The organism is Lichenicola sp. (assembly GCF_965198575.1).
In the GTDB taxonomy this organism is placed as follows: Bacteria; Pseudomonadota; Alphaproteobacteria; order Acetobacterales; family Acetobacteraceae; genus Lichenicola.
This window is the reverse complement of record NZ_OZ240671.1, coordinates 836,725-859,914: the sequence shown is the minus strand read 5'-3', so window position 1 is coordinate 859,914 and position 23,190 is coordinate 836,725. Positions and strand designations below refer to the sequence as shown.

The 23,190-nt window shown below is 69.7% G+C and carries 16 protein-coding genes; 5 read left to right on the top strand and 11 right to left on the bottom strand.

Annotated features, from left to right (window positions below; all coding sequences use genetic code 11):
* Window positions 1-7: 7 nt before the first annotated feature.
* From ACOEQ2_RS04065 to ACOEQ2_RS04050, 4 genes are read right to left on the bottom strand one after another with little or no spacing between them, the layout of a single operon-like run.
* Window positions 8-1,585, bottom strand: a complete 1,578-nt coding sequence (locus ACOEQ2_RS04065) for an efflux transporter outer membrane subunit (protein ID WP_419730109.1) — start codon at window positions 1,583-1,585, stop codon at window positions 8-10.
* Entirely contained in the window at window positions 1,582-5,073 is a 3,492-nt protein-coding gene (locus tag ACOEQ2_RS04060) for an efflux RND transporter permease subunit (protein WP_419730108.1), read from the bottom strand. The genes ACOEQ2_RS04065 and ACOEQ2_RS04060 overlap by 4 nt, the downstream gene beginning before the upstream one ends.
* Complete coding sequence (locus ACOEQ2_RS04055; protein ID WP_419730107.1) at window positions 5,070-8,258, bottom strand: efflux RND transporter permease subunit; 3,189 nt, start codon at window positions 8,256-8,258, stop codon at window positions 5,070-5,072. The genes ACOEQ2_RS04060 and ACOEQ2_RS04055 overlap by 4 nt, the downstream gene beginning before the upstream one ends.
* A gap of 37 nt (window positions 8,259-8,295) precedes the next feature.
* Window positions 8,296-9,648 carry an MdtA/MuxA family multidrug efflux RND transporter periplasmic adaptor subunit gene (locus ACOEQ2_RS04050; protein WP_419730106.1) on the bottom strand — a complete coding sequence of 451 codons (1,353 nt, stop codon included), beginning with the start codon at window positions 9,646-9,648 and terminating at the stop codon, window positions 8,296-8,298.
* A 365-nt stretch (window positions 9,649-10,013) separates the two neighbouring features.
* On the opposite strand from ACOEQ2_RS04050, the gene ACOEQ2_RS04045 reads away from it, so the two are divergent.
* The gene (locus ACOEQ2_RS04045) at window positions 10,014-10,187 is read left to right on the top strand and encodes a hypothetical protein (RefSeq protein WP_419730105.1); all 174 of its coding nucleotides are present in this window, start codon (window positions 10,014-10,016) and stop codon (window positions 10,185-10,187) included.
* A gap of 39 nt (window positions 10,188-10,226) precedes the next feature.
* On the opposite strand, the gene ACOEQ2_RS04040 is transcribed toward ACOEQ2_RS04045, so the two are convergent.
* Entirely contained in the window at window positions 10,227-11,696 is a 1,470-nt protein-coding gene (locus ACOEQ2_RS04040; RefSeq protein WP_419730104.1) for an MFS transporter, read from the bottom strand.
* Between the two features lie 110 nt (window positions 11,697-11,806).
* On the opposite strand from ACOEQ2_RS04040, the gene ACOEQ2_RS04035 reads away from it, so the two are divergent.
* The 4 genes from ACOEQ2_RS04035 (at window position 11,807) to ACOEQ2_RS04020 (ending at window position 14,635) form a co-directional block, all read left to right on the top strand.
* Window positions 11,807-12,088 (top strand): CsbD family protein, encoded by a 282-nt coding sequence (locus tag ACOEQ2_RS04035; RefSeq protein WP_419730103.1) that lies wholly within the window; start codon window positions 11,807-11,809, stop codon window positions 12,086-12,088.
* Between the two features lie 131 nt (window positions 12,089-12,219).
* A complete protein-coding gene (locus ACOEQ2_RS04030) occupies window positions 12,220-12,840 on the top strand; it encodes a ribonuclease HII (RefSeq protein WP_419730102.1) in 621 nt (206 codons plus the stop codon).
* Window positions 12,837-13,940 carry a site-specific DNA-methyltransferase gene (locus tag ACOEQ2_RS04025; RefSeq protein WP_419730101.1) on the top strand — a complete coding sequence of 368 codons (1,104 nt, stop codon included), beginning with the start codon at window positions 12,837-12,839 and terminating at the stop codon, window positions 13,938-13,940. Before ACOEQ2_RS04030 ends, ACOEQ2_RS04025 begins: the two co-directional genes overlap by 4 nt.
* A 56-nt stretch (window positions 13,941-13,996) precedes the next feature.
* The gene (locus tag ACOEQ2_RS04020; RefSeq protein ID WP_419730100.1) at window positions 13,997-14,635 is read left to right on the top strand and encodes a hypothetical protein; all 639 of its coding nucleotides are present in this window, start codon (window positions 13,997-13,999) and stop codon (window positions 14,633-14,635) included.
* Between the two features lie 13 nt (window positions 14,636-14,648).
* On the opposite strand, the gene ACOEQ2_RS04015 is transcribed toward ACOEQ2_RS04020, so the two are convergent.
* The 6 genes from ACOEQ2_RS04015 to ACOEQ2_RS03990 all read right to left on the bottom strand — a co-directional run bounded on the left by ACOEQ2_RS04015 (window position 14,649) and on the right by ACOEQ2_RS03990 (window position 23,189).
* Window positions 14,649-15,590 carry an EamA family transporter gene (locus tag ACOEQ2_RS04015; RefSeq protein ID WP_419730099.1) on the bottom strand — a complete coding sequence of 314 codons (942 nt, stop codon included), beginning with the start codon at window positions 15,588-15,590 and terminating at the stop codon, window positions 14,649-14,651.
* Between the two features lie 63 nt (window positions 15,591-15,653).
* The gene (locus tag ACOEQ2_RS04010; protein WP_419730098.1) at window positions 15,654-16,343 is read right to left on the bottom strand and encodes an ankyrin repeat domain-containing protein; all 690 of its coding nucleotides are present in this window, start codon (window positions 16,341-16,343) and stop codon (window positions 15,654-15,656) included.
* Window positions 16,344-16,356: 13 nt separating this feature from the next.
* Window positions 16,357-16,863 carry a TspO/MBR family protein gene (locus ACOEQ2_RS04005; protein ID WP_419730097.1) on the bottom strand — a complete coding sequence of 169 codons (507 nt, stop codon included), beginning with the start codon at window positions 16,861-16,863 and terminating at the stop codon, window positions 16,357-16,359.
* A 122-nt stretch (window positions 16,864-16,985) separates the two neighbouring features.
* Window positions 16,986-19,232: a VWA domain-containing protein gene (locus ACOEQ2_RS04000; protein WP_419730096.1), complete on the bottom strand. Its 2,247-nt coding sequence runs from the start codon at window positions 19,230-19,232 to the stop codon at window positions 16,986-16,988.
* A gap of 7 nt (window positions 19,233-19,239) precedes the next feature.
* Entirely contained in the window at window positions 19,240-22,113 is a 2,874-nt protein-coding gene (locus ACOEQ2_RS03995; RefSeq protein WP_419730095.1) for a DUF4159 domain-containing protein, read from the bottom strand.
* Window positions 22,110-23,189, bottom strand: a complete 1,080-nt coding sequence (locus ACOEQ2_RS03990; RefSeq protein ID WP_419730094.1) for a DUF58 domain-containing protein — start codon at window positions 23,187-23,189, stop codon at window positions 22,110-22,112. The genes ACOEQ2_RS03995 and ACOEQ2_RS03990 overlap by 4 nt, the downstream gene beginning before the upstream one ends.
* Window position 23,190: the final 1 nt, after the last annotated feature.

The window sequence follows — 23,190 nt, the reverse complement described above, 5'->3', positions numbered from 1 at the left end:
AGACGCCCTAGTTCCTGTCCTTCTGGATGAAGGAGGGCAGGAACGGGTCGTCGGTCTGGTAGCTCGCCTTGCTCGGGATGTCCGACGCGTTCCAGCCACCGCCGAGGTCGTTGATCAGCGACACGCTCGCCAGCACCCGGTTCTCCTGGATGCTGAGCTCGGTCTCGTCATTGCTCAGCGCCGTGGTCTGGCTGGTGATGACGGTGGTGTAGATCGTGGTGCCGGCAGTGTATTCGTTGAACGCCACCCGCACGGCCTCGTCGGACAACTCGTCGGCCCGCACCTGTGCGTCGGATTCGCGCGCCAGGATGCGCAGGTTCGACAGATCGTCCTCAAGGCTCTGGAACGCCGCCAGCACGGTCTGCCGGTAATTGGCGACGCTCTCGTCATAGACCGCGCGCGCCGCACGCACCGCCGCACTGCGCTCGCCGCCGTTGAACAAGGTCTGCACCGCGGTGGCGCCGAGCGACCAGAACCGGTTCGCCACCTTGATCAGCGAGCCGAGCGGATCGCCGGCATACCCCGCCGCCGCCGACAGGCTGATCACCGGATAGTACGCGGCGATGGCGACGCCGATCAGCGCGTTCTCCTCTTCCATGGTGCGCTCGCCCTCGGCGATGTCCGGACGGCGCTGCAGCACCTGCGACGGCACCGTCACCGGGATCGCCGGAATGGTGGTGGTGAGCGCTCCCGGCGTCAGCGACAGGTCGCTCGGCGGATGCCCGGTCAGCACGGCGATCGCATGTTCGTACTGCGCCCGCGCGATACCGACCGCGACGGACTGCGCGCGCGTGGTTTCCAGCTGCACTTCCGCCTGCAGCAGGTCCGACGGCGCCGACACGCCGGCATTGGTGCTGTTGCGGGTGATCACCTCGGCCTGGGTGTAGTAGGTGACGAACTTGTCGAGCAGCGTCTGCAGGCTGTCCTCGTAGCGCAGCTCGAAATAGTCCGTCGCCAGCGTGGTCTGGATCGACAGCCGGGCAGCGGCCAGCGTTGCCGCACTGACCTGGGCCGCCGCAGCCGAGCTCTCGACCTGCCGCCGGATCTGGCCCCACACGTCGATCTGCCAGTCCACCGAGCCCTGCAGCTCATAGCTGGTGCGATCGAACTCGCTGCTGCCGCCACCGACGCCGGCGCCGGTCAGGGTGCTGCTGCCGGCGCCGATGCTGCCGCCGCTCGAGCTGGTGCCGGTGCCGGAGCGGGTGAAGCTCGGCGTCGCGGTGATGGTCGGGAACAGCCCCGCGCGGGCCTCGTCGACCAGTGCGCGGGCCTGCCGGTACGCCGCCTCGTCCGCCTTGATGGTCTGGTTGGAGACGTCGATCTGGCTCTCGAGGCCGGTCAGCACCGGATCGTTGTAAAGCGTCCACCAGGCGCCCTTGGGTAGCTCGGCATAGTGCGGATCGGCGAACGCCCAGCCCGGTGGCGGCGTCATCTCCTTGAGCATGGCAGGGCTGATCGCCGCCGGCCGGTGATAGTCCGGACCGACCATGCAGCCAGCCAGCATGGTCGCCGCGAGCAGGCCCGGGACGAGACGGCTGTTGCGCAGGCGTGGCCCGAGGCAGCGAAACGGTGTGGCGTACTTCATCCGGCAATGACGTCCTGTGGTGTGGGCTTGCGCGGCGCGGGGCCGGGTCTGCGGCCACCGAACCAGCGCCGGTTCGACCAGCGCCTGGCGGACCAGTGCCGCATGCGATCCAGATAGAGATAGACGACCGGCGTCGTGTAGAGCGTGAGCGCCTGGCTGACGATCAGCCCGCCCACCACCGACAGGCCGAGCGGACGACGCAGCTCGTTGCCGTAGCCGTTGCTCAGAACCAGCGGCATGGCGCCGAGGGCGGCCGCGAAACTGGTCATCATGATCGGCCGGAAGCGCAGCAGGCAGGCCTGGTAGATCGCGTCGTGCGGGGTCGCGCCGTGCTCGCGCTCCTGGTTGAGCGCGAAGTCGATCAGCAGGATGGCGTTCTTCTTCACGATGCCGATCAGCAGGATCACCCCGATCATCGCGATCAGCGAGAACGACTCGCCGAACAGCTGCAGCGCCAGGATCGCGCCGACGCCGGCCGACGGCAGCGTCGAGAGGATGGTCAGCGGGTGGATGTAGCTCTCGTACAGGATGCCGAGCGTCGCATACACCGCGAGCAGGGCGGCCAGCACCACCAGCGGATACGAGCTCGTGGTCTGCTGCAGCTGCTGGGCGTTGCCGGCGAATGCGCCGTGCACGTTCGGGGGCACGTGCAGCTGCACCATGACCTCCTGGATCGCCTGCTCCGCACTGCTGAGCGAGCCGCCGGTGGGGGTGTTGAACGAGATCGTCGCCGCCACGAAGCCGCCGTCATGGGCGACCTGCAGCGGCGTGGTGGACGGGATGATCTTCGTCACCGCCGAGAGCGGCACCATCGTCTCGACCGACGAGGACACCGCCGACCCGCTGGAGGCCGACTTGCCGCCGGCCAGGCTGTTGCTGTTGGCGTTGGCCTGGCTCTGCTGCGCGGTCGACACCACGCTGGCGGTGGTGGAACTACCCGTGCCGGCGCCCGATGCGGCGCTGGTGCCGGTGCCGGTCAGCGCGATGGTGGCGGTATTGCCGACCGACGCACTGCCGCTGCTGCCGCCATTGGTGCTGGTCGAGGCGTTGCTGGTCCGGTTGGCGATGCGGATCAGGTTGCTGCTGGCGCTGCCGGTGGCGGTGCCGCTGGCGGTGCTGACCCAGATCTGCTTCAGGATCGACGGGTCCTGCCAGAACCGCGGCGCCACCTCCAGCACCACGCGGTACTGGTTCAGCGTGTTGTAGATGGTCGAGGCGGCGCGCTGGCCGAAGGCGTCGAACAGCGTGTTGGTGATGAGCTGCGGCGTCAGCTTCAGGCGCGCGGCACTGTCGCGGTCGATCTCCACCGAGACCGCCTGGCCGCCCTGCGACACGTCGGAATCGACGTCGGTCAGTTCCTTGCGGAGCTTCAGCGCGGCCTCGATCTTCGGCGCCCAGTTGTACAGCGTCGCGGTGTCGTCGCTCTCCAGCGTGTACTGATATTGCGAGTTGCTCGACCTGGCGCCGGCGCGTACGTCGCCGGCGGAGAACGCGAAGAAGCGTGCGCCCACCATGTTCTTGAGCTTGTCGCGCAGCCGGCCGATCGTCGCATCGACGCTGTCGTGGCGGACGTTCTTGTCCTTGAGCTGGATGAACACCTGCGCCTGGTTGGTGCCGCGGCCGCCGGTGAAGCCTGCGATCGTCAACACGTCCGGGTCGGTCAGCACCGCCTTCTGCACCTCGATCAGCTTCTGTTCCATGTTCTGGAACGAGATGCTCTGCTCGCCCTCGACCTGGCCGATCAGCAGCCCGTTATCCTCGGTCGGAAAGAACTCCTTCGGCATGTCGCGGACCAGCAGCACGGTCAGCACGATGGTGGCCGGGATCGTCATCACCACCAGCAGGCGGTAGCGCAGCGCCCAGACCAGGCTGCGTTCGTAGCCGAGCAGCATGTCGTCGAGGATGATCTCGATGCGGGCGGCGATGCGGGCGAACATCCGACGCACGAGGCCCGGCCGGCGTTCGGCCGAATGCGCATCGGCCAGCGCCTGCTCCGGGCTCACCCGCGGCTGCACCTTCAGGAACAGCGCGCACATCATCGGCGTGACGGTGAGTGCCAGCACCAGCGACACGCTGATGGTGACGATCAGCGTCATCGCGAACTCGTAGAAGAACTTCCCCGCGATCCCGGGCAGCAGCAGGATCGGCATGAACACGGCGATCAGCGAGACGGTGATCGACAGCACCGTGAAGGCCACCTCGCCGGCGCCGAGCAGGGCCGCCTGCAGCCGCGGCATGCCGTCCTCCATATGACGGGCGATGTTCTCCAGCACCACGATCGCATCGTCGACGACGAAGCCGGTGGCGATGGTGAGTGCCATCAGCGACAGGTTGTCGAGCGCGAAGCCGAGCAGGTACATCGCGCTGAACGTCGAGATGATCGAGACCGGCACCGCAACCGCCGGGATCATCGTCGAGCGCCAGGTGCGCAGGAACACCAGCACCACCAGCACCACCAGCACGATCGCGATCAGCAGCGTCATCTGGGTGTCGGCGACCGACGCGCGGATCGTGGTGGAGCGGTCCATGCCGATATGCAGCCGGACGTCCGCGGGGAGGGCGGCCTGCAGCGTCGGCAGCATCGCCTTGATCGCGTCGATCGTCTTGATGACGTTGGCGTCGGCCTGCGGAAACACGATGCAGACCACCGACGGCTCGCCATTGTAATATCCGGCGTTGCGAAGATCCTCGACGCTGTCGGTGACCTCGGCGACATCGGTCAGATGGATCGGCGTGCCGTTGCGATACCCGACGACGAGATCCTTGTAGTCGACCGCGTGCCGCGCCTGGTCGTTGGTGTCGAGCTGGTAGCGCCGGTCGCCGACATCGATGAAGCCTTTCGGCGTGTTGGCGTTGGCAGAGGCGAGGGCCGCACGCACATCCTCGAAGCCGATGCCCTCCTGGAACATCGGCAGCGGGTTCATCTCGACCCTGACCGCCGGCAGCGCGCTGCCGCCCGGCTGGAAGTTGCCGACGCCCTGCACCTTCGAGAGCTGCTGCTGCAGCACGTTGGTGGCGAGATCGAACAGCTGCGGCGCGGTTTTCGTCTTGGACGTGAGCGCCAGGATCATGATCGGCGAGCCGGACGGATTGAATTTCCGGTATGTCGGATCGCTGCGCAGGCTGGCCGGCAGGTCGGCACGCGCCGCCTGGATCTGCGCCTCGACCTCGTGCGCGGCATCGTCGACATTCATCGACAGGTCGAATTCCAGGATGATCCGGACCTGGTTCTGCGTGCTCGTCGACGTCATCTCGGTGACGCCGGCAATGGTGCCGAGATGGCGCTCCAGCGGCGTCGCCACCGCACTGGCGATCTCGTCCGGCGAGCCGCCGGCCTGCGTCGCCTGCACCTGGATCACCGGGAACGCCACGTTCGGCAGCGGCGCCACCGGCAGTTTCGTGTAGGCGAAGGCGCCGCTGAGGGCCAGCGCCACGGTCAGCAGCGTCGTCGCCACCGGCCGCAGGATGAAGGGCCGCGAGATGTTCATCGCAGCGGTTCGTACCGGGCGGCGGCGGCGCGTTCGTCGCGGCGGGTCAGCAGGCGGCGGGTGCGTCGCCCGAGCCGGTCCATGAACAGGTAGATCACCGGTGTGGTGAACAGGGTCAGCAGCTGGCTCACCATCAGCCCGCCGACGATGGCGATGCCGAGCGGCCGCCTGAGCTCCGATCCGGTGCCGGTGCCCAGCATCAAGGGCAGCGCTGCGAAGGCGGCGGCCAGCGTGGTCATCAGGATCGGCCGGAAGCGCAGCAATGCCGCCCGGTGGATCGCGTCGCGTGGCGCCATGCCCTCGTCGCGCTCCGCCTGCAGCGCGAAATCGATCATCATGATGGCGTTCTTCTTCACGATGCCGATCAGCAGCACGATGCCGATGATCCCCATCACGTCGAGATCGGCCCCCGCGATCATCAGGGCGGCGAGCGCCCCGATGCCGGCCGAGGGCAGCGTCGACAGGATGGTGACCGGGTGGATGAAGCTCTCATAGAGCACGCCCAGCACGATATAGACCGCGGCGAGGGCGGCCAGCACCAGGAACAGCTCGTTGCCGAGGCTGGTCTGGAACGCCGCCGCGGTGCCCTCGAACGAGGTCTGGAAGCTCGCCGGCAGCCCGACCTGCTTCTCGGCCGCCTCGATGGCGTCGACCGCCGGCCCGAGCGAGGCCCCGGGCGCCAGGTTGAAGGAGATCGTCGTCGCCGGGAACTGGCCGAGATGCGAGATCACCAGCGGCGCGGTTCCGAGATGCACCGAGGCCACGGCACTCAGCGGCACCAGCCCACCGGTCGGCTGGCGGGCAGCGCCGGTCACCGCGTTGCTGTTGGTGGAGCTGGTGCCCGGCAGATAGAGCTGGTCCAGCTTCGACAGGTCGTTGGCGAGCGAGCTGTCGGTCTCCAGGATCACCCGGTACTGGTTCGACTGGGTGAACACGGTGCTGACCTGGCGCTGGCCGTAGCTGTCGTACAACGCATTGTCGATGGTCTGCGGCGTGATGCTGAAGCGAGCCCCGGTGGGCCGATCCAGCGTGACGTTGGCAACCAGCCCCTGCGCCTGCAGGTCCGACGTGACGTCCTCGAGCTGCGGCAGGACCTGGAGTTTCTCCACCACCTTGGGGACCCAGGTGGTGAAGTCGTCATAGTTCGGGGTCTCCAGCACGAACTGGTACTGGGTCGCCGACACCGCGGTATCGAGCGACAGGTCCTGCACCGGCTGCATGTACAGCCGCACGCCCTGGACGCCCGCGACCTCGGTCTGCAGCCGCCGGATGACGCCCGATGCGGTCAGCGTGCGGGCGTCGTGCGGCGTCAGGTTGATCAGGAACCGTCCCGAGTTCAGCGTCATATTGCTGCCATCGACGCCGATGAACGAGGACAGGCTGACCACATCGGGATCATCCAGGATCACGTCGCCGAGTTGCTGCTGGTGGCGTGCCATCGCCGCCAGCGAGGTGTCCTGCGACGCCACGCTGATGCCCTGGATGACGCCGGTATCCTGCACCGGGAAGAAGCCCTTGGGGATGATCACCGCCAGCACGACCGTTGCGACGAGGGTCAGCAGCGCCACGATCAGGGTCAGCGGCTGGTGGCGCAGCACCACGTCGAGGGCGCGACCGTAGCCGGCGATCGTGTTGTCGATCATCCGCTCGGACCATCGAGACAACCGGCTGCCGGACTGCAGCTTTGCAGCTTCCGGATGGTGTGGTTGCTCGCGCAGCATCCGCGCGCACAGCATCGGCACCAGGGTCAGCGACACCACCGCCGACAGCACGATGGTCACCGCCAGCGTGATCGCGAACTCGTGGAACAGCCGGCCCACCACGTCGCCCATGAACAGCAGCGGGATCAGCACGGCGATCAGCGAGACCGTCAGCGAGACGATGGTGAAGCCGATCTGCCCGGCACCCTTCAGCGCCGCCTGCATCCGGGTCTCGCCCATCTCGATGTAGCGGGCGATGTTCTCGATCATGACGATGGCGTCGTCGACGACGAAGCCGGTCGCGATGGTCAGCGACATCAGCGACAGGTTATCGAGCGAGTATCCCAGCAGGTACATGATCGCCAGCGTGCCGATCAGCGACAGCGGCACCGACAGGCTCGGGATGATCGTCGCGGGGATATTGCGCAGGAACACGAAGATCACCAGCACGACGAGCCCGATCGAGAGCAGCAGCTCGAACTCGACGTCCGACACCGAGGCGCGGATCGTGGTGGTGCGGTCGGTGAGTGGGATGATGCTGATGCCGGCCGGGATCGATGCCTGCAGCTGCGGCAGCACCCGGTGGATCGCGTCGACCACGGCGATGACGTTGGCGCCGGGCTGGCGCTGCACGTTCAGGATGATCGCCGGCGTCTTGTTGGCCCAGGCGGCGAGCTGGGTGTTTTCCGGTGCGTTGGTGACGGTGGCGACGTCGCGCACCCGGATCGGCGCGCCGTTCTGGTAGGCGATGACCTGGTTGGCGAGGATCTCCGGCGCGGTGATCTGGCCGTCGATCTGCAGCGTCGAGGAATGCAGCGGCCCGTCGAAGGTGCCGGTCGGCGAGTTGACGTTGACCGTGGTGATGATGGTGCGCAGGTCGTCGATGCTCATCCCGTAGGAGCTCAGCGCCCGGGTGTTCACCTTCACCCGCACCGCCTTGCGGTTGCCGCCGGACAGCGACACCAGGCCCACGCCGTTGATCTGGCTGATTTTTTGCGCCAGCCGGGTGTCGACGTAATCCTCGACGTCGACCAGCTTCATGGTTTTCGAGGTGATGCCGAGCGTCAGGATCGGCGTGTCGGCGGGATTGACCTTGTTGTAGATCGGCGGCGCCGGCAGGTCGGTCGGCAGCAGCGAGTTGGCGGCATTGATCGCGGCCTGCACCTCCTGCTCGGCGATGTTGATGTCGATCGCCAGCCCGAAGCGGAGCGTGATCACCGACGCACCCGCCGAGGACTGGCTCTCCATCTGGTCGAGCCCCGGCATCTGGCCGAGCTGGTACTCGAGCGGCGCGGTTACGGCGGTGGTCATGACCTGCGGCCCGGCGCCCGGATAGAAGGTCTGCACCTGGATGGTCGGGTACTCGACCTGGGGGAGGGCCGCGATCGGCAGATAGTGGTAGCCGAGCAGCCCCACCATCAGGATCGCCAGCATCAGCAGCGTCGTCGCCACCGGCCGCAGGATGAACAGGCGTGAGGGGTTCACGGCAGCAGGCGCGTCCGGGTGGGGTGATCCGGGTTCATCAGCCCCCGCCTCCCTGACCATCCGCCGGCTTGTGACGATGGTGGTGCGGCTTGTCCGTGGCCGTCGGCGCTGCGGCAGGCGTGGTTCCCGGCACGGTGATCTTCGAGCCGGTTTTGAGCTTGTCGGTGCCGTCGGTCACCACGGTCTCGCCAGCCGCCAGGCCGGAGGTCACCACCACGTTCGAGGTGTCCGCGGTGCCGGTCTTGACCTGGCGGACCTCCACCGTGTCGTCGGGCTTGACCAGGTACACGAAGTTGCCCTGTGGCCCGGTCTGGATGGCGCTGTTCGGCACCAGCACCGCATTGTGCAGCACCTTCAGCAGCAGCCGCGCATTGACGAACTGGTTCGGGAACAGGCTCTCGTCGGCGTTTGCGAAGGTGGCGCGCAGCCGGACCGTGCCGGTGGTGGCGTCGATCGTGTTGTCGATCGTCTCGACCGTGCCCGACGCCAGCTTGATGGTGTTGGTGCGGTCGTAGGCATCCACGCTCAGTGCCTGCCCGGCGCGCATCGCCGCGGCGACGTCCGGGATGTCGTCCTCGGGGATCGAGAAGATCACCGAGATCGGGTGGATCTCGGTCACCACCACCAGGCCGTTGGCCTCGCCCGAGGTGATGTAGTTGCCGGCATCGACCTGGCGCAGGCCGACCCGGCCGTCGATCGGCGACAGGATGTGGCAATAGGCGATGTTCTGCTTGGCGCTGGCGATCTGGCCTTCGTCGGTGCGGACGTCGCCCTGGTACTGCTCGACCACGAAGATCTGGTTCTCCGCGGTCTGCGAGGCGATGCTCTTCTGGCGCAGCAGCAGCTGGTAGCGCGCGTAATCGGCCTGAGACTGCTTCAGCAAAGCCGTGTCCCGCACCAGCGCGCCCTCGTACTGGGTGAGCGTCGCCAGATAGAGGCGCGGATCGACCAGGGCGAGCTGGTCGCCCTTGTGCACCTCCTGGCCCTCCTTGAAGTTCACCTCGAGCAGGTAGCCGGAGATCTGGCTCTGCACGGTGATGGTGGCGAGCGAGGTGACGGTGCCGAGCTGGGTCAGCACCACCGGCATGTCGCCGGCGACGGCCTTGGCGACGCTTACCGGCTGCGCTGCCGCGGCCCCGCCGGCAGCGGCACCACCGCCACCATGCCGATGGCCGCCAGTCGGGGCAGGCTTGTGGACCGGGCGCAGCAGGGCGGCGGCGATCACCGCGATCACCAGCAGCAGGATGAGCCAGGGCAGCCAGCGCCGGCGGCGGCGTGGCGGTGCGCCGCCCGGTGTGGCGGGGGGCAGGGCCGGCCCGGCGGGCGTGGTCGCCGGGATGATGGCCGGGTCCCGCTCGCCACGGTCCCGGATGATGGTCGGCTCGTCCATTCTGGTCCCTGCTCCGTAGCGGAGCGCAAGCAGTTGAAGTCGCGCATGCGCGGAGGTCGTTGACGTCGTGCATCTGCGCCGGGCCGTCGTGCGCCGTCCTAGCCTTCTCCTAGCAGAAATTGAAGCATCTGAAGGCGGCGGAGGCGGGGCAGGGCGTTTCGAAACGTCTCGGAGGCGTGGCCTGCGGCAGGGTTGCATCGGCCGTCAGCACGGAACCGTGATTTTAAGTAAGGCGAGATTGTGGCGGGTGCGCGGCCGTGTTAAGACAGTCTTCATGGAACTGTGCATCGGCGGTCAGCTGATCCGCCGGATCGATCGGTTCCACACGCGCGTTCAGACGCATGACCGAGTGTAGGAGACCGAGAATGTTTCGTAGGCTCTTCGCGATCGAGACAGCAGCGCTCCAGGCCAGCCGGGAGGAGAATGCTCCACGGCAGGAAGCCTCCGACTACACCCCCGGCGAAATGCTGCGGGATGTCTCCCGTTTCGTCGGAACGCCGTCACGCTACGGCATGTGGGCGTCCCGCTCCACTCTCTGACGGCTTCCGCCGAGGCCGCCGGGGTTGATCCCCAGTGGTCTAGCGCTTCCGGTGGCCGCTGATCTCGGCGCCGGCGTCCGGTGAGAGCCGCAGCGCCGCCGGGATCGCCACCGTGGAAACAACCCCGATCACCACGAACGCGACGCTGAAGTTCAACAGCGCGTCGTCCTGATGCGTGATGAGCGCCCGCGTTGCCGAGAGCACGCCGGCCGCCACCGAGATCCCGATCGTCAGCGTCAGCTGCTGCAACGTCGTGTAGAGGCTCGTCGCGGCACTCATCCGCTGGTCGGGCACGTCCGCATAGGCGATCGTGTTCAATGCCATGAATTGCAGCGTCTGCGAGAACCCGCCCAGCAGCAGCGCCAGCGACAGCAGCCAGAACGGCCAGCCCGGATGGAACAGCGCGCAGGCGAAGGTCAGCGCGCAGGTGCTGGCGCCATTCACCGCCATCGTCAGCCGGTAGCCGAAGCGTCGCAGCACGCGCTTCACGATCAGCCGCATGGCGATCGAGCCGAGCGCCCCGGTCAGGGTGACGAGCCCGCTTTGGGCAGCACTCAGCCCGAAGCCCAGCTGCAGCATCGACGGGATCAGGAACGGCGTCGCCCCGATGGCGATCCGCGTTGCCGAGCCGCTGGCGACCGACATCCGGAAGGTCGGGATCCGCAGCAACGTGAAGTCCAGGATCGGCGCCCGCACCCGGCGCGCGTGCCGCACATAGAGCAGCCCCGCGGTAAGCGAGACGCCCAGCGTGGCGATCGTGGCGGACAGGCTGCCGACGCCGCGGGCGGCCAGCTCCAGCCCGAACACCAGGCAGGCCAGCGAGGTCCCGGACAGCAGCACCCCGACCCCGTCGAGCGGCTGGCGCACCGTCTCGCGCAGCTGCGGGATGAATCGCGCGGCCAGCACCAGGCCGAGCACCCCGATCGGGATGTTGATGGTGAAGATCCAGCGCCACGACAGGTAGGTGGTGAGGAAGCCGCCGAGCGGTCCGCCGAGCAGCGGGCCGATGCTGACCGGCATCAGCAGCCAGAACATCGCCGACACCAGGTGGCGCTTCTCCACGCTTCGTAGCAGGACCAGGCGGCCGACCGGCACCATCATCGCCCCGCCCGCCCCCTGCAGCAGCCGACCCATGACCAGGATCCCGAGGCTGCGTGCCTCGGCGCACAGCAGCGAGGCCAGCGTGAACAGGGCGATCGCCGCCATGAACACGGTGCGGCTGCCGAGCCGGTCGGAGATCCGCCCGCTGGCCGGGATCAGCACCGCCAGGCTGACCAGGTAGGAGGTCAGCGCCACGCTCATGTGCAGCGGGTCGGTGTGGAAGGAGCGCGCCATCGTCGGCAGGGCGGTGGTCAGCACCGTGGAGTCGAGCTGCTCCATCAGCATGGCGCTGGCGACGATGAGGGCGATGGTGCGGGCGCGCTTCGGCAGCCTGTCGCGTGGCAGCTCGTCGTACGGCGCCGGAGGCGCGGCGGGTCGGCGGATGCGGCGGTGCAGGCGGGGCATCATCGGGGCCATCAACTCGGGGTTTTTGCGCCCGCACGCAAGCCGGCAACGGAACCGCAAGCCCTGCGCGTTCGTTCGCCGCAGACCGACATTTTTGAAAAGGAATTGGGTCGATGGTCGACGAGAACGAGGTCGAGGGCACGATCACCGAGGGCGTGGGCAAGCTCAAGGACGCTGCCGGCGGCCTGACCGGCGACACCACCCTGCAGGCGAAGGGCAAGATCGACCAGCTCCAGGGCAAGGTGCAGAGCGAGTATGGCGATCTGCTCGAGTCTGCCCAGGATCAGCTCGAGGACGTGACCGAGCTGGTACGCGAGCAGCCGTTCGCTGCCCTCGGCATTGCCGCGGGTGTCGGCTTCCTGCTCGGCTACCTGCTGATGCCGTCGCGCAACTAACGCCCGCTGCCGTTGCCGATTCGCTTGCCAGGGGCCTTCCAAAGATGGTCTGCCTCTAGTCGGTAGCCGAATCGGGCGGCGACTCGCGACCGGGCGAGCGTCCCGCGGCCGCCGAGGCCGAGGGATCCGGATTGCCGCATTACAGGCGCGAAACAGGCCATGGCGGGCGGGTTGCCGGTGTCGACGAGGTCGGCCGGGGCCCGCTGGCCGGGCCTGTCGTCGCGGCAGCCGTCATGTTCGCCGCCCGGCCACCCCGACGGCTGGCCGCCATCCTCGATGATTCCAAGAAGCTGACTGCCGAGGCCCGCGAGTTGGCCTATCGGGGACTGCATGCGTGCCCGGGCGTCGCGATCGCGGTCGCCGCGGCGTCGGTGGCCGAGATCAAGCGGCTCAACATCCTGCACGCCAGCATGCTGGCGATGTCGCGCGCGGTCTCCCGGCTGCCGGTCCTGCCTGACCTGGTCCTCGTTGACGGCAACCGTTGCCCGCCACTCACCTGCGCCGCCGAGGCGGTGATCGGTGGCGACGGCGTCTGCCTGTCGATCGCCGCCGCCTCGATCATCGCCAAGGTCACCCGCGACCGGTTGATGGCGCGGCTGGCGTTGCGCTGGCCGGGCTATGGCTGGGAGCGCAACGCCGGCTACGGCACCGCCACTCACCGCGCGGCACTCAACAGCCTCGGCGTCACCCGGCACCACCGCGAGGAGTTCGGCGCGGTCCGCCAGCTCAGCCTGCTGCTCGAGGTGGCATGATCCACCAGCCCGGGCCGGAGCTTCCGCTCGACCAGATCCTGCTCGGCGACTGCATCGAGTTGATGCGGATGCTGCCGGCAGCCTCGGTCGACTGCGTGTTCGCAGACCCGCCCTACAACCTGCAGCTGCGTGGCGAGCTTCGGCGGCCGGATGACAGCCTGGTCGACGGCGTCGATGACGACTGGGACAAGTTCGGCGATTTCGCAGCCTACGACCGCTTCACCCGCGACTGGCTGACCGAGGCGCGCCGGTTGATGCGCAAGGACGCGACGATCTGGGTGATCGGCTCGTACCACAACATCTTCCGCATCGGCAGCATCCTGCAGGATCTCGGTTTCTGGATCCTCAACGACGTGGTCTGGCGCAAATCCAACCCGATGCCGAACTTCCGCGGCCGCCGCTTCACCAACGCGCACGAGACCATGATCTGGGCGTCGCGCGAGCAGGCTAGCCGCTACCGCTTCAACTACGCCGCGATGAAGGCGCTCAACGACGACGTGCAGATGCGCTCCGACTGGCTGCTGCCGCTCTGCACCGGCCCGGAACGGCTGCGCAACCTGCACGGGCTGAAGCTGCACCCGACGCAGAAGCCGGAAAGCCTGCTGCACCGGGTGCTGCTGGCCAGCACCGGGGTGGACGATATCGTGCTCGATCCATTCACCGGCACCGGCACCACGGCCGCCATGGCGAAGCGGCTGCGGCGTCGCTTCATCGGCATCGAGCGCCATCCGGACTATGTCGAGGCGGCGATCGGCCGGTTCCGTCGCGAGCGGCCGCTGCCGATGGACAGCGTGCTGGCCACCCCGGCCAAGCGTGACGCGCCGCGGGTGCCGTTCGGCAGCCTGGTCGAGCGCGGGCTGGTGCCGGCCGGCACCCAGCTGTTCGACAAGCAGCGCCGGCTGAGTGCGATGGTGTCGCCGGACGGCACCCTGGTCAGCGGCACGCTTCGCGGCTCGATCCACCAGCTTGGCGCCAGCCTGACCAACGCACCGTCCTGCAATGGCTGGACCTTCTGGCACCTGGACCGCAACGGCGCGCTGGTGCCGCTCGACGTGGTGCGCACGGAGAGCGTCCAGGTGCCGCAGCACGAGGCCGGCTGACACTCGCCTCGCGGCTGCTGCCGTGGTTGACTGGGGCCGCAACCTGGACGTGAACGATGAGCGGAACCGCAGGACCGGCAGGCGACGCAGCCGCCGAGCTCAAGACCGAGATCATGGCCCGGTGCCCCGGCCTGAAGGTGGATTCGCAGGGCAGGCGGCTGGCGATCGAACACATCGCCACGGCGCGTCGCACCGGGACCGGGGCGATCAGGGCCACCCTGGCACCGAGCATCGCCCGGGGCAGGAGCGAGATGTTCTACCGCGCGATGTCCACGGCGGAATACGAGGCGCTGCTGAAGAGCGGCTACCTGCTCTTCAAGGACAAGGGTTACGGCGGCATCACCAACAGCCGCACCTACTGCGAGGAGAAGTACATGGGCACCGGGCCATTGGGGTCCGAGGAGCCGAGCCGTGGCACCCACCTGGTGGAGTTCATGGTGCCGACGACCCTCAGGGACGCGCTGAGACGGGCCGGCGCGAACGAGAAGGCGGAAGACGGCGCGCTGTCGTACGGGCTTGGCCCAGGACAGAACAAGGGAGCCGGTGCCCAGGAATATCGCAACAAGTCCCACATCATCAGCTGGAAGCTCGTAGCCCTGACCGTCCGGTCACCGGAGCAGCTGCAGCAGTTCAAGACCGCCAACACGCTGGGGCTGGTCGACGTGACGAAGCCCGCCAAATACGACGACGACTAAGGGCGCGGCCTGCTCAGTCCGGCGGCGGTGCAGGCGGTGGCAGCGCGTCGCCGGCGGCGGCACTGCCGAGCGAGGCGACCACGATGCCCCCGATCGCCAGCCAACGCATCGGGGACAGGTGTTCGCCCAGCAGCAGCAGCCCGGCGACGGCGGCGATCGCCGGCTCCAGGCTCATCATGATGCTGAAGCCGCGCGTGCTCATGCGTCGCATCGCCATCATCTCGATCGAGTACGGCACCGCGCTCGACAGCATCGCCATGCCGAACGCGCTCGCCAGTAGGGCAGGGTGGATGGCCAGGTTCGGCACCACGCTCCAGCCGAACGGCAGCACGGCCAGGGCTGCGATCGCCATGCCCAGCGCGGTCGCGGTGTTGCCCTCGACCTGGCCGCCGAGCCGCCGTCCGACAAGGATGTAGAGCGCCCAGGTGACGCCGGCGGTGAGCGCCAGCAGGATCCCGACCGGATCGAGCGGATGCCCGGCATGGCCGCCGACGAACTGCCAGGGCTGCAGCAGGATCAGCAGGCCACCGACCGCCAGCGCCACCCACAGCAGGTCGAGTGCCCGCCTCGATCCGGCCAGCGCCAGTGCCAGCGGACCCATGAACTCGATCGCCACGGTGATCCCGAGCGGCAGCCTGGAGAGTGCCGCGTAGAACACCGTGTTCATCACCGCGAGCGACAGCCCGTAGGCCACGATGGTGATCGCGGCGGTACGTCCCGGGAACAGGCGGACACCGCGCCGCCAGGGCCGGGCCAGCAGCAACAGCACGATGGCGGCGAGCACCACACGCGCACAGGCGGTCTCGATCGCGCCCAGCACCGGGAACAGCAGCTTGGCCAGCGAGGCGCCGATCTGCACCGAACCCATGCCGACAAGCACCGCCGGTAGCGCCAGCAATCGCCGCGCACGCGCCTCGGCCGGCGTCAGGCCGCTCTCGATGACCGTGCTGCTCATGAGGTGATCGTCGACCTGCCGGCGGGAACCGACGACCTCCCGGCCGTCGGTGCCGCCGCCGGACTAGCTGCCGCCGAAGCCCAGGAATCCGATATCCGGCTTGGGCGAACCGCCATCCGAGGCATAGCGCGTCGGGCCGGGCACGGATCCGGTGTGCGACGCCGAGGCATACCGGCTGCTGCGGCTCTTTGCCGTAGGGTGGCCGGCCTTGGCGTGGCTGGAGGCACTGTCGCCGAGATCGTCGCTGGCGGTCTGCACCGAGGCCACCGGCGCGCCCTGCTCGCTGTTGCGCATCGACAGCAGCACGAAGGTGATGTCGTTGCGATTGAGGTCGATCGCCATGTCGAGCGGGCTCTGGCCGAGAACGTTCTTGCCGTTCAGGTCGGCGCCGCGCCCGAGCGCTTCCTTGGCGGCGGTGATGTCGCCGCGGTTGATGGCGTCGAACAGCGCGGCGGTGGGCTCCATGTCGACGCTGGCATGGCCCGAAGTCGCGGTCGCCTCGTCGGTGACGGCACCCGGGATCGCCGGTGGCGGGGCGGCCAGGCGCGCATCCTGCTTGGCCTGCTCGGCCTGCGCCGCATCGGCTGCGTCACGCTCCTTCTCGGCGTCCGAACCGCCGCCACCGCCACCGCCGGCACCTGGGCCACCGGATGCGCTGAACTGGGCGTGCGCGCCGTGCAGCGGGATCAGGGCCGGGGCAGCGCCGAGCAGCAGCACGGTGAAGGTCAGGCGCAGCGTGCGTCGCAAATCCATGTCGGTCCCTGAATTACGCCGGGTTGAGCCAGACCACGCCGGCGTTGAGCCAGGTCGCGTAGCACACCCATGCGAGATACGGCGCCATCAATAGCCCGGCGGTGCGATCGATGCGACGGAAATCACGCAACGCCAGCAGCACCAGCAGCCCCAGGCACACGATCACGCCGAGTGCCGCAACCGGCTTGTGCAGCCCGAAGAACACCGGATTCCACGCGGCATTGAACGCGAGCTGCCAGCCCCACAGCTGCAGCCCGCGGCGTCTGAGGCCGGGCGGTCGCGATGGGGCCGGGCTCGCGCCGACGAGACGCAGCACCGGTATCGGCCGGCGCCAGACCCGCCACACCGCGACCGCCATCGCCACGTAGAGCGGGATCCAGACGCACGGGAACACCCAGCCCGGCGGCGTTCCCGGCGGGTGATGCAGGGCCGGATACCAGCCCTGGAAGCCCGGTTCGATCAGGGCTGCATCGATGCCGGCCACCAGCAGGCACAGCCCGATGAACCCGAGCAGCACCATGACCGAACGTGGATCGATACGGCGGGGGACGCGTGGGGCTGGCTGGAAAGCACCATCTCCTGCGGCTGTGGCTGAAGTCGGCCCGCGAAAACACCATTCGCCGTCGTGTTCCGCAAGGACTTTCAGCCGCGTCCCTCGCGCCTCCAGGCCAGCAGCAGCAACAGCAGCGCCAGCGGCAGCACGGCCCACCCGGCAAGCAGCCGATCCGCCTGTTCGCCGGTCACCACGTGCGCACCGTGCTGTCGCAGGCCGATCCAGTCGCGGCCGCCGACCGCCTGCAATCCGGCGCCGTAAGCCCGCTGGTGTGGCCCGACCAGCTGCAGCTCCGGCACGTCCGGCCGGCCCGGATCGCCGCCCAGCCAGTGCGTGCTGCCGCCGGTCGCGGCCGCGAAGGGTCCGAGAGCGGTGGCTGTCGCGCGCAGGTCGGCGATCTCCAGCGGATCGGCCGGACGCGCCGCCGCGAAGGCCCGGTTGTGGCCGTCCGTCACCTCCCAGATCCCGGGTGCGGTGGCATCGATGCCGGCGGACGCGACACCTGCGGCGACCGGCTCCCCTGGGCCCGGCCGGGCAGCTGCGAGATCGAGCGGGTGGCGGCTACCATCGGGCGCGATCACCGTGACCTGCATCGCGGCCGCGGCGGAAACCGACCGCCGGGTAGCCGTCAGCCGTCCGTCCGAGATGCCGGCGGTGAGCTGCTCCTCCTCGAGCTCGGGCTCCTTCATCAGCCAGTGGGCGAGCCGTCGCAGCAATTCCGCCTGCGGGCCGCCGCCACCTTCGCCGCGCGACCACAGCCAGATCTGGTCGGACAGCAGCAGCGCCACGCGGCCCTGGTCGACGCGGTTCAGCACCAGCAGCGGCGATTGCTGCGGGCCGGTCATCAGCACCTGGGCGCCGGCCGAAAGCTGCGACGGGTCGGCCACCAGCGCCCGGTACCAGGGCCCCCATCCGGCGTTCCCGGCCGCGGTCCCGGCAGGCGGGGGCGTTTGCGGCAGCCCCTCGGTCACCGGATGCCGGCTGCCGAGGGCGGTCGGCATCGGCTGGTAGCGCTGCTCGACCAGGCCGCCCTCCTCGGGCACGCGGGCCGGCAGGATGTCACCGAGCGGGGTGTCCTGCAGCGTCCCCGGGCCGATGAACTCAGGTCCTGCGGTGAGCAGCAGCCCGCCACCGGCGCGCACGAAATCGGCGATGTTGCGCAGGTAGCTCATCGGCAGGATGCCGCGATTCTCGAAGCCGTCCAGGATGATCAGGTCGAACTGGCCGATCTTCTCCTGGAACAGCTCGCGCACCGGAAAGGCGATCAGTGCCAGCTCGTTGAGCGGCGTGGTGTCGTCCTTGTCGGGCGGCCGAAGGATGGTGAAATGCACCAGGTCGACCGACGGATCGGCCTTCAGCAGCCGCCGCCATACCCGCTCACCCTGGTTCGGCGCGCCCGACACCAGCAGCACGCGCAGCCGGTCGCGCACGCCGTTGATCTGCACGATCGCCTGGTTGTTGAGGGTCGACACCTCGCCCGGCAGCGTCGAGGCCTGCAGCGCCAGCAGCATCGGACCGGGCCGGGTGACCGGCACGGTGATGTCCTGCGGCTGGCCGACCGGCACGTCGCGCTGGATCGGCGTATCGCCGTCGCGTTTCAGGGTGAGGGTCGCGGTGGTATCGCCGGCGGGGTGCGGCCCGAGATCCTCGACCTCGACGCGCAGCGTGACGTTCTGGCCGACGATGCCGAACGGCGGCGCCTGCAGCACGCGCAGCCGGCGGTCGGTCTGTTCGCCGGCAGCCGTGATCAGCACATGCAGCGGCACGTCGGGGTTGCCCGGCGGGAACACCGGCTTCCGGCCGGGTGCGGGCAGGGCGGGCACGTCATGCACCTGGCCGTCGGTGACGGCGATGATGCCGGCGATCCGGCTGCCACCGTCGCCGGGGGGGATGTCGGCCGCCGCCCGCTCGATCGCACCCATGAGACGCGTGCCACCGGCGCCGGCCTGCTCGCCACCGGCCGGGGTCGTCGTGCCGGACAGCACCGGGACCACCCGCACCGCCAGGCCGGGCATGCGCGCGGCCTCCGCCTCGACCTGCGCCACGGCATGGCGGGCCATCGCGGCACGGGTGCCGACCGCCATCGATCCGGACCGGTCGACCACCAGCAGCAGCGTCTCGGGCAGGTCCGCCCAGGTCGCGTGCGCCAGCATCGGACCAGCCAGCCAGAGCAGCAGCAGCGCGAAGCACAGGCCCCGCCAACCGGCACCGCCCGACCTCCGCCACAACGCCAGCAGCGTGACGACCAGGCATAGTCCGGCCAGGACATACAGCAGCCAGGGCGGCAGCAGCGGCTGGAACCGGACCGAGGTCAGCCGGGTGAGGTGGTCGCTCATGCCGGGCTCACTGGCCCAGCCGCTCGAGCAGGGCCGGGACGTGCACCTGGTCGGTCTTGTAGTTGCCGGTCAGGGCATACATCACCGCGTTCACCCCGAACCGGTAGGCCGTGACGCGCTGGCTCTCGCCGCCCGGGATGACGGCATAGGGCGTGAGTCCGCCCGCATCGACCGCCCAGGCGCCGGCCCAGTCGTTGGCGCCGATGATCACCGGGCTGACCCCGTCATTGCCGCTATCGTCGTCGCGGGCCACCCAGACCGGCGCACCCACCGTGCGGCCCGGGAAGCCGTGCAGCAGGTAGAAGGTGTGGGACAGCACGTGCTGGCTGTCGACCTGCCGCAGTGCCGGGACATCGAGCCCGGCGGTCGCCTGCTGCAGCGCGCGCGTCGTGCCCGGCGCGAAGAAGGTGAACCCGCCCGCCTGGTCGCCGCCTGCCGGGCGATCGGTGCCCTGGGTGTCGATCATCAGGATGCCGCCATGGCTCATGTAGAAGTTGAGCGCGCTGGTCCAGGCGGCGGTGGGCGGTGCCGACGCGATCGTTGCCGGCGTCACCGGCCAATACAGCAGCGGATAGAACGCCAGGTCGTCGCGGCCCGGGACGACGCCGTCGGGTGGACCGAGCCGGGCCGAGGTGCGGGCGTTGGCATAGGCGGACAGGCCTTCCAGCCCCTGCCGCGAGATCTCGTCGACGGTCGGGTCGCCGGTCACGACATAGGCCAGCCGGGTTTCCAGCGCAGCCTTCGGCACGGTGGTGGTGGTTTCCACCGCCTGGGCCGGCGCCGTCGCGACCACGCTGCTGCCGAGCGCCAGCAGCAGGACGGCGCCGGCGACCCGCGCCGAGGTGCCTCGCCTGCCGGGCCGGCCGCGCAGCAGCCCGCGCAACGTCATCGTCGCCAGCAGGTCGAGCATCAGCAGCGCCAGCGCCAGCCCCAGCAGGATCTGCCCGAGCGGACGGTCCGGGACCCGGTCGGCGAGGTTCCGCAGGCTCCCGGCGACCGGCTCGACCGCGAGCGGCGGCAGGGCGTCGGCCAGGTTGAGCGAGCGCCGGGTCGCCAGCGGACCGTATAGGCCGGGCGGATGCTGCGGCGACGCCGGGGTGGTGGCGAACGCATCGGCGGCCAGGCCCAGGGCGGCTGGTGGCGGCGGGCCGAGCACGCCGTCGCCGCCGAGTGTCGCCACCGGCGCCAGCACCGTACGGTCGCCCGGGGTGGACAGGCCGGCCGCGCGCTGCACCAGCCGCTGCAGCATCCCGGGGAACAGCCCGGACAGCGCCAGGTTCGACCAGTCGGCGTTGCTGGTGACGTGGAACAGCACCAGCTGGCCGTCGCCGAGTGCTGCGTGGGTGACCAGCGGCGTGCCGTCGGTCAGCCGGGCCCAGCTCTTCACGTCCAGGTCCGCGGTGGGTTGTGCCAGCACTTGGCGCGACACCGTCACCTCGGCCGGCACGGCCAGGCCGGCGAACGGGCTGTCTGCCGCGAACGGCGCCGGATGCTCTGGCTTGCCCCACGACATCGTGCCGCCGAGCTGCCGTGCGCCGCCCAGCAACTGCACCGGCAGCAGCGGGTCAGGCGTGCTGCCGGCCGGGGCGGCATCGGCGGGCGGCTGCTCGACATCCGCGTCGGTGGTTCGCTTGTCGGTTGCTTGCGCGTCGGTGCCGGGCGGGTCGTCCTGCCGCGCCGCCAGACGTGGCCCGGCGAAGCGGATCAGCGTGCCGCCCTGCTTCACCCAGGCGCTGACCCGGGCACGGTCGGCTGCGTCCTCGAGCGACCCGTCCGGCGCGATCAGCACCGAAAGCTGGTGCGACAACAGCTGCGCCAGGCTGCCCTCGCGAAGGTCCGCGGTCGGCGCCAGGGCGCGCCGCAGATAGAACAGCGTGCCGAGCAGCGGCGTGTCGCCACCGCCCGACGCCAGCAGCCCGACCGGTCGGCGCCGGTCGCCCTCGTCGAGCAGCCGGATGCCAGCCGGACCGGGCACCTCGTCCAGCACCAGCCGCGACAGCTGGTTGCGCAGCTCGGCCGGCAGCGTGATGGGGGTCTCGGCGGTCGCTGCCCCGGCCGGGATCTCGACTGGGAGCCGCACCAGCGTACCGCCCTGCTCGGTCTCGCCGCGCAGCACCAGGTGGCGGATGATCGGCTGCGGCAGCGTCACGATGCGCGCCAGCAGCCGGCCGGGCGCTGACACCGGAGCCGCCAGCAGGCTGATCGCCTCCGGACCGGAGCGGAGTTCGGTGACGGGGCCCAGGCTCTGCAGCGCCGCGGCGAAATCGCGATCGGCAGGGGTGCCGGGATGATCGGCCAGCCCGTCCGACAGATAGACCACGCTGCCGATCCTGCCGCCGGTGTCCTGGGCGCCGAACGCCCTCAGCGCACGCGCCGCGGCAGCGCGGTCCACCGGCCACGGCATCGGCCGGGTCTGGTCGAGCCGGTCGCGCAGCAGCCCGGGTTGCAGGTCGGGGCCGGGATGCGGGGGTGCGCCGTCGGCATCGGGTGCGGTCAGCACCAGCCGCACCGGGCGATTATTGCGCGCGGCGCGGTCCAGGGTGTCGTGCGCCGCCTGCAACCGGGCCGGCCATCCGGGTGCCGCGGCCCATCCGTTATCGACCACCAGTAGCAGCGTGCCGGTGCCTGCGGACGCCTGCGGGTCGTGCACCAGCACCGGCTGCGCCAGTCCCAGCACCAGCAGCAGGACGGCGGCGATCCGCAACGCCAGCAGCCATGGCGGCGCGCGGCGGCTTTCGCGCAAGCTTGCCTGCAGGCCCTCGAGCAGCCGGATGGCCGGGAACGACTGCACCCGCGGCGCCGGCGGCAGCGCGCGGAGCAGCCACCAGAGCACAGGCAGCACGAGCAGACCCAGCAGCATGAGCGGTGCTGCAAGGATCAACGCGGCACCCCTCCCAGGCCGGGCGCCGGATCAGCTGCCGGAAGCCCGGGCGGAGCGGCAAGGCCCGGTGCGGTCCGATGCGGCCGGCCCAGCGCTTCATGCAGCGCCAGCAATGCCGATGCCGGCGGCTGGTCGGTGGTGGTCAGCAGCCGACCGAATCCGACACCGGAACACAGCGCGGCCAACCCGGCCTGATGCTGCTCCAGCACGTCCGCGTAGGCTGCGGCGATATCCTGCACCCGCGGCACCAGGTGCGGCGCCTCGCCCTCGGTGCCCTCGAAGCGGACGCGGCCGGCGTAGGGCAGGGCGAGCTCGGCCGGATCGAGCAGCTGCACCAGCTGCACCGCGACCGGCACCGCTGCGAACCGTGCCAGCGCCACCTCGATCTCGGGCAGCGGCGCCAGGAAATCGCCGATCAGCACCAGCCTGGCGTGTCGCGGCAACTCGGCGCCGGTGGGCCAGCCCCCTGCCGGGCCGCCATCGGCGTCGCCGCGGCGTGGATGCAGCAGATGCCGGGCCAGCCGCTCCGCCGCCTGGCGACCGGAGAAGCGCGCGCCGCCGGCCTCGTCGATCAGCCGCACATGCTCGCCGCCGCGCAGCAGCAGGATCGCCAACGCCAGGGCCAGCAGCTCCGCGCGCTCGCCCTTGCGCGTCAGCCGGTCGTCCGAGCGCCAATCCATGCTGGCAGAGCGATCGACCCAGAGGCATACCGTCTGTGCCGCTTCCCACTCGGTCTCGCGCACATAGGCGCGGCTGCTGCGGGCGGACTGGCGCCAGTCCATGCGGGTGATGGATTCGCCCGGCATCAGCTGGCGGTACTGCCAGAAACTGTCGCCACTGCCGGCCCGTCGACGTCCGTGCACGCCCTGGGCGACGGTGCTTGCGACCCGGTCGCTCTCCGCCAGCAGTGCCGGCAGCCGGGCGGCAAGAGCTTCCGCATCGAGCCGCATCCGCTCGGGTCCGACGACACGCGCTCCCCGGCCGGTCGACGCGGAGGTTGTGCGACCAGCCACCTCGGCCGCCGGGTTGAAGCCCAGACGCCGCGCAAGCCCGCTGATCGGAGAGGGGAGCCGCATC

Coding starts and splice junctions, on each gene's coding strand:
- ACOEQ2_RS04065 (WP_419730109.1), bottom strand. CDS start 1,585: ATGAAGTACGCCACACCGTTTCGCTGCCTCGGGCCACGCCTGCGCAAC.
- ACOEQ2_RS04060 (WP_419730108.1), bottom strand. CDS start 5,073: ATGAACATCTCGCGGCCCTTCATCCTGCGGCCGGTGGCGACGACGCTG.
- ACOEQ2_RS04050 (WP_419730106.1), bottom strand. CDS start 9,648: ATGGACGAGCCGACCATCATCCGGGACCGTGGCGAGCGGGACCCGGCC.
- ACOEQ2_RS04045 (WP_419730105.1), top strand. CDS start 10,014: ATGTTTCGTAGGCTCTTCGCGATCGAGACAGCAGCGCTCCAGGCCAGC.
- ACOEQ2_RS04040 (WP_419730104.1), bottom strand. CDS start 11,696: ATGATGCCCCGCCTGCACCGCCGCATCCGCCGACCCGCCGCGCCTCCG.
- ACOEQ2_RS04035 (WP_419730103.1), top strand. CDS start 11,807: ATGGTCGACGAGAACGAGGTCGAGGGCACGATCACCGAGGGCGTGGGC.
- ACOEQ2_RS04025 (WP_419730101.1), top strand. CDS start 12,837: ATGATCCACCAGCCCGGGCCGGAGCTTCCGCTCGACCAGATCCTGCTC.
- ACOEQ2_RS04020 (WP_419730100.1), top strand. CDS start 13,997: ATGAGCGGAACCGCAGGACCGGCAGGCGACGCAGCCGCCGAGCTCAAG.
- ACOEQ2_RS04015 (WP_419730099.1), bottom strand. CDS start 15,590: ATGAGCAGCACGGTCATCGAGAGCGGCCTGACGCCGGCCGAGGCGCGT.
- ACOEQ2_RS04010 (WP_419730098.1), bottom strand. CDS start 16,343: ATGGATTTGCGACGCACGCTGCGCCTGACCTTCACCGTGCTGCTGCTC.
- ACOEQ2_RS04005 (WP_419730097.1), bottom strand. CDS start 16,863: ATGGTGCTGCTCGGGTTCATCGGGCTGTGCCTGCTGGTGGCCGGCATC.
- ACOEQ2_RS04000 (WP_419730096.1), bottom strand. CDS start 19,232: ATGAGCGACCACCTCACCCGGCTGACCTCGGTCCGGTTCCAGCCGCTG.
- ACOEQ2_RS03990 (WP_419730094.1), bottom strand. CDS start 23,189: ATGCGGCTCCCCTCTCCGATCAGCGGGCTTGCGCGGCGTCTGGGCTTC.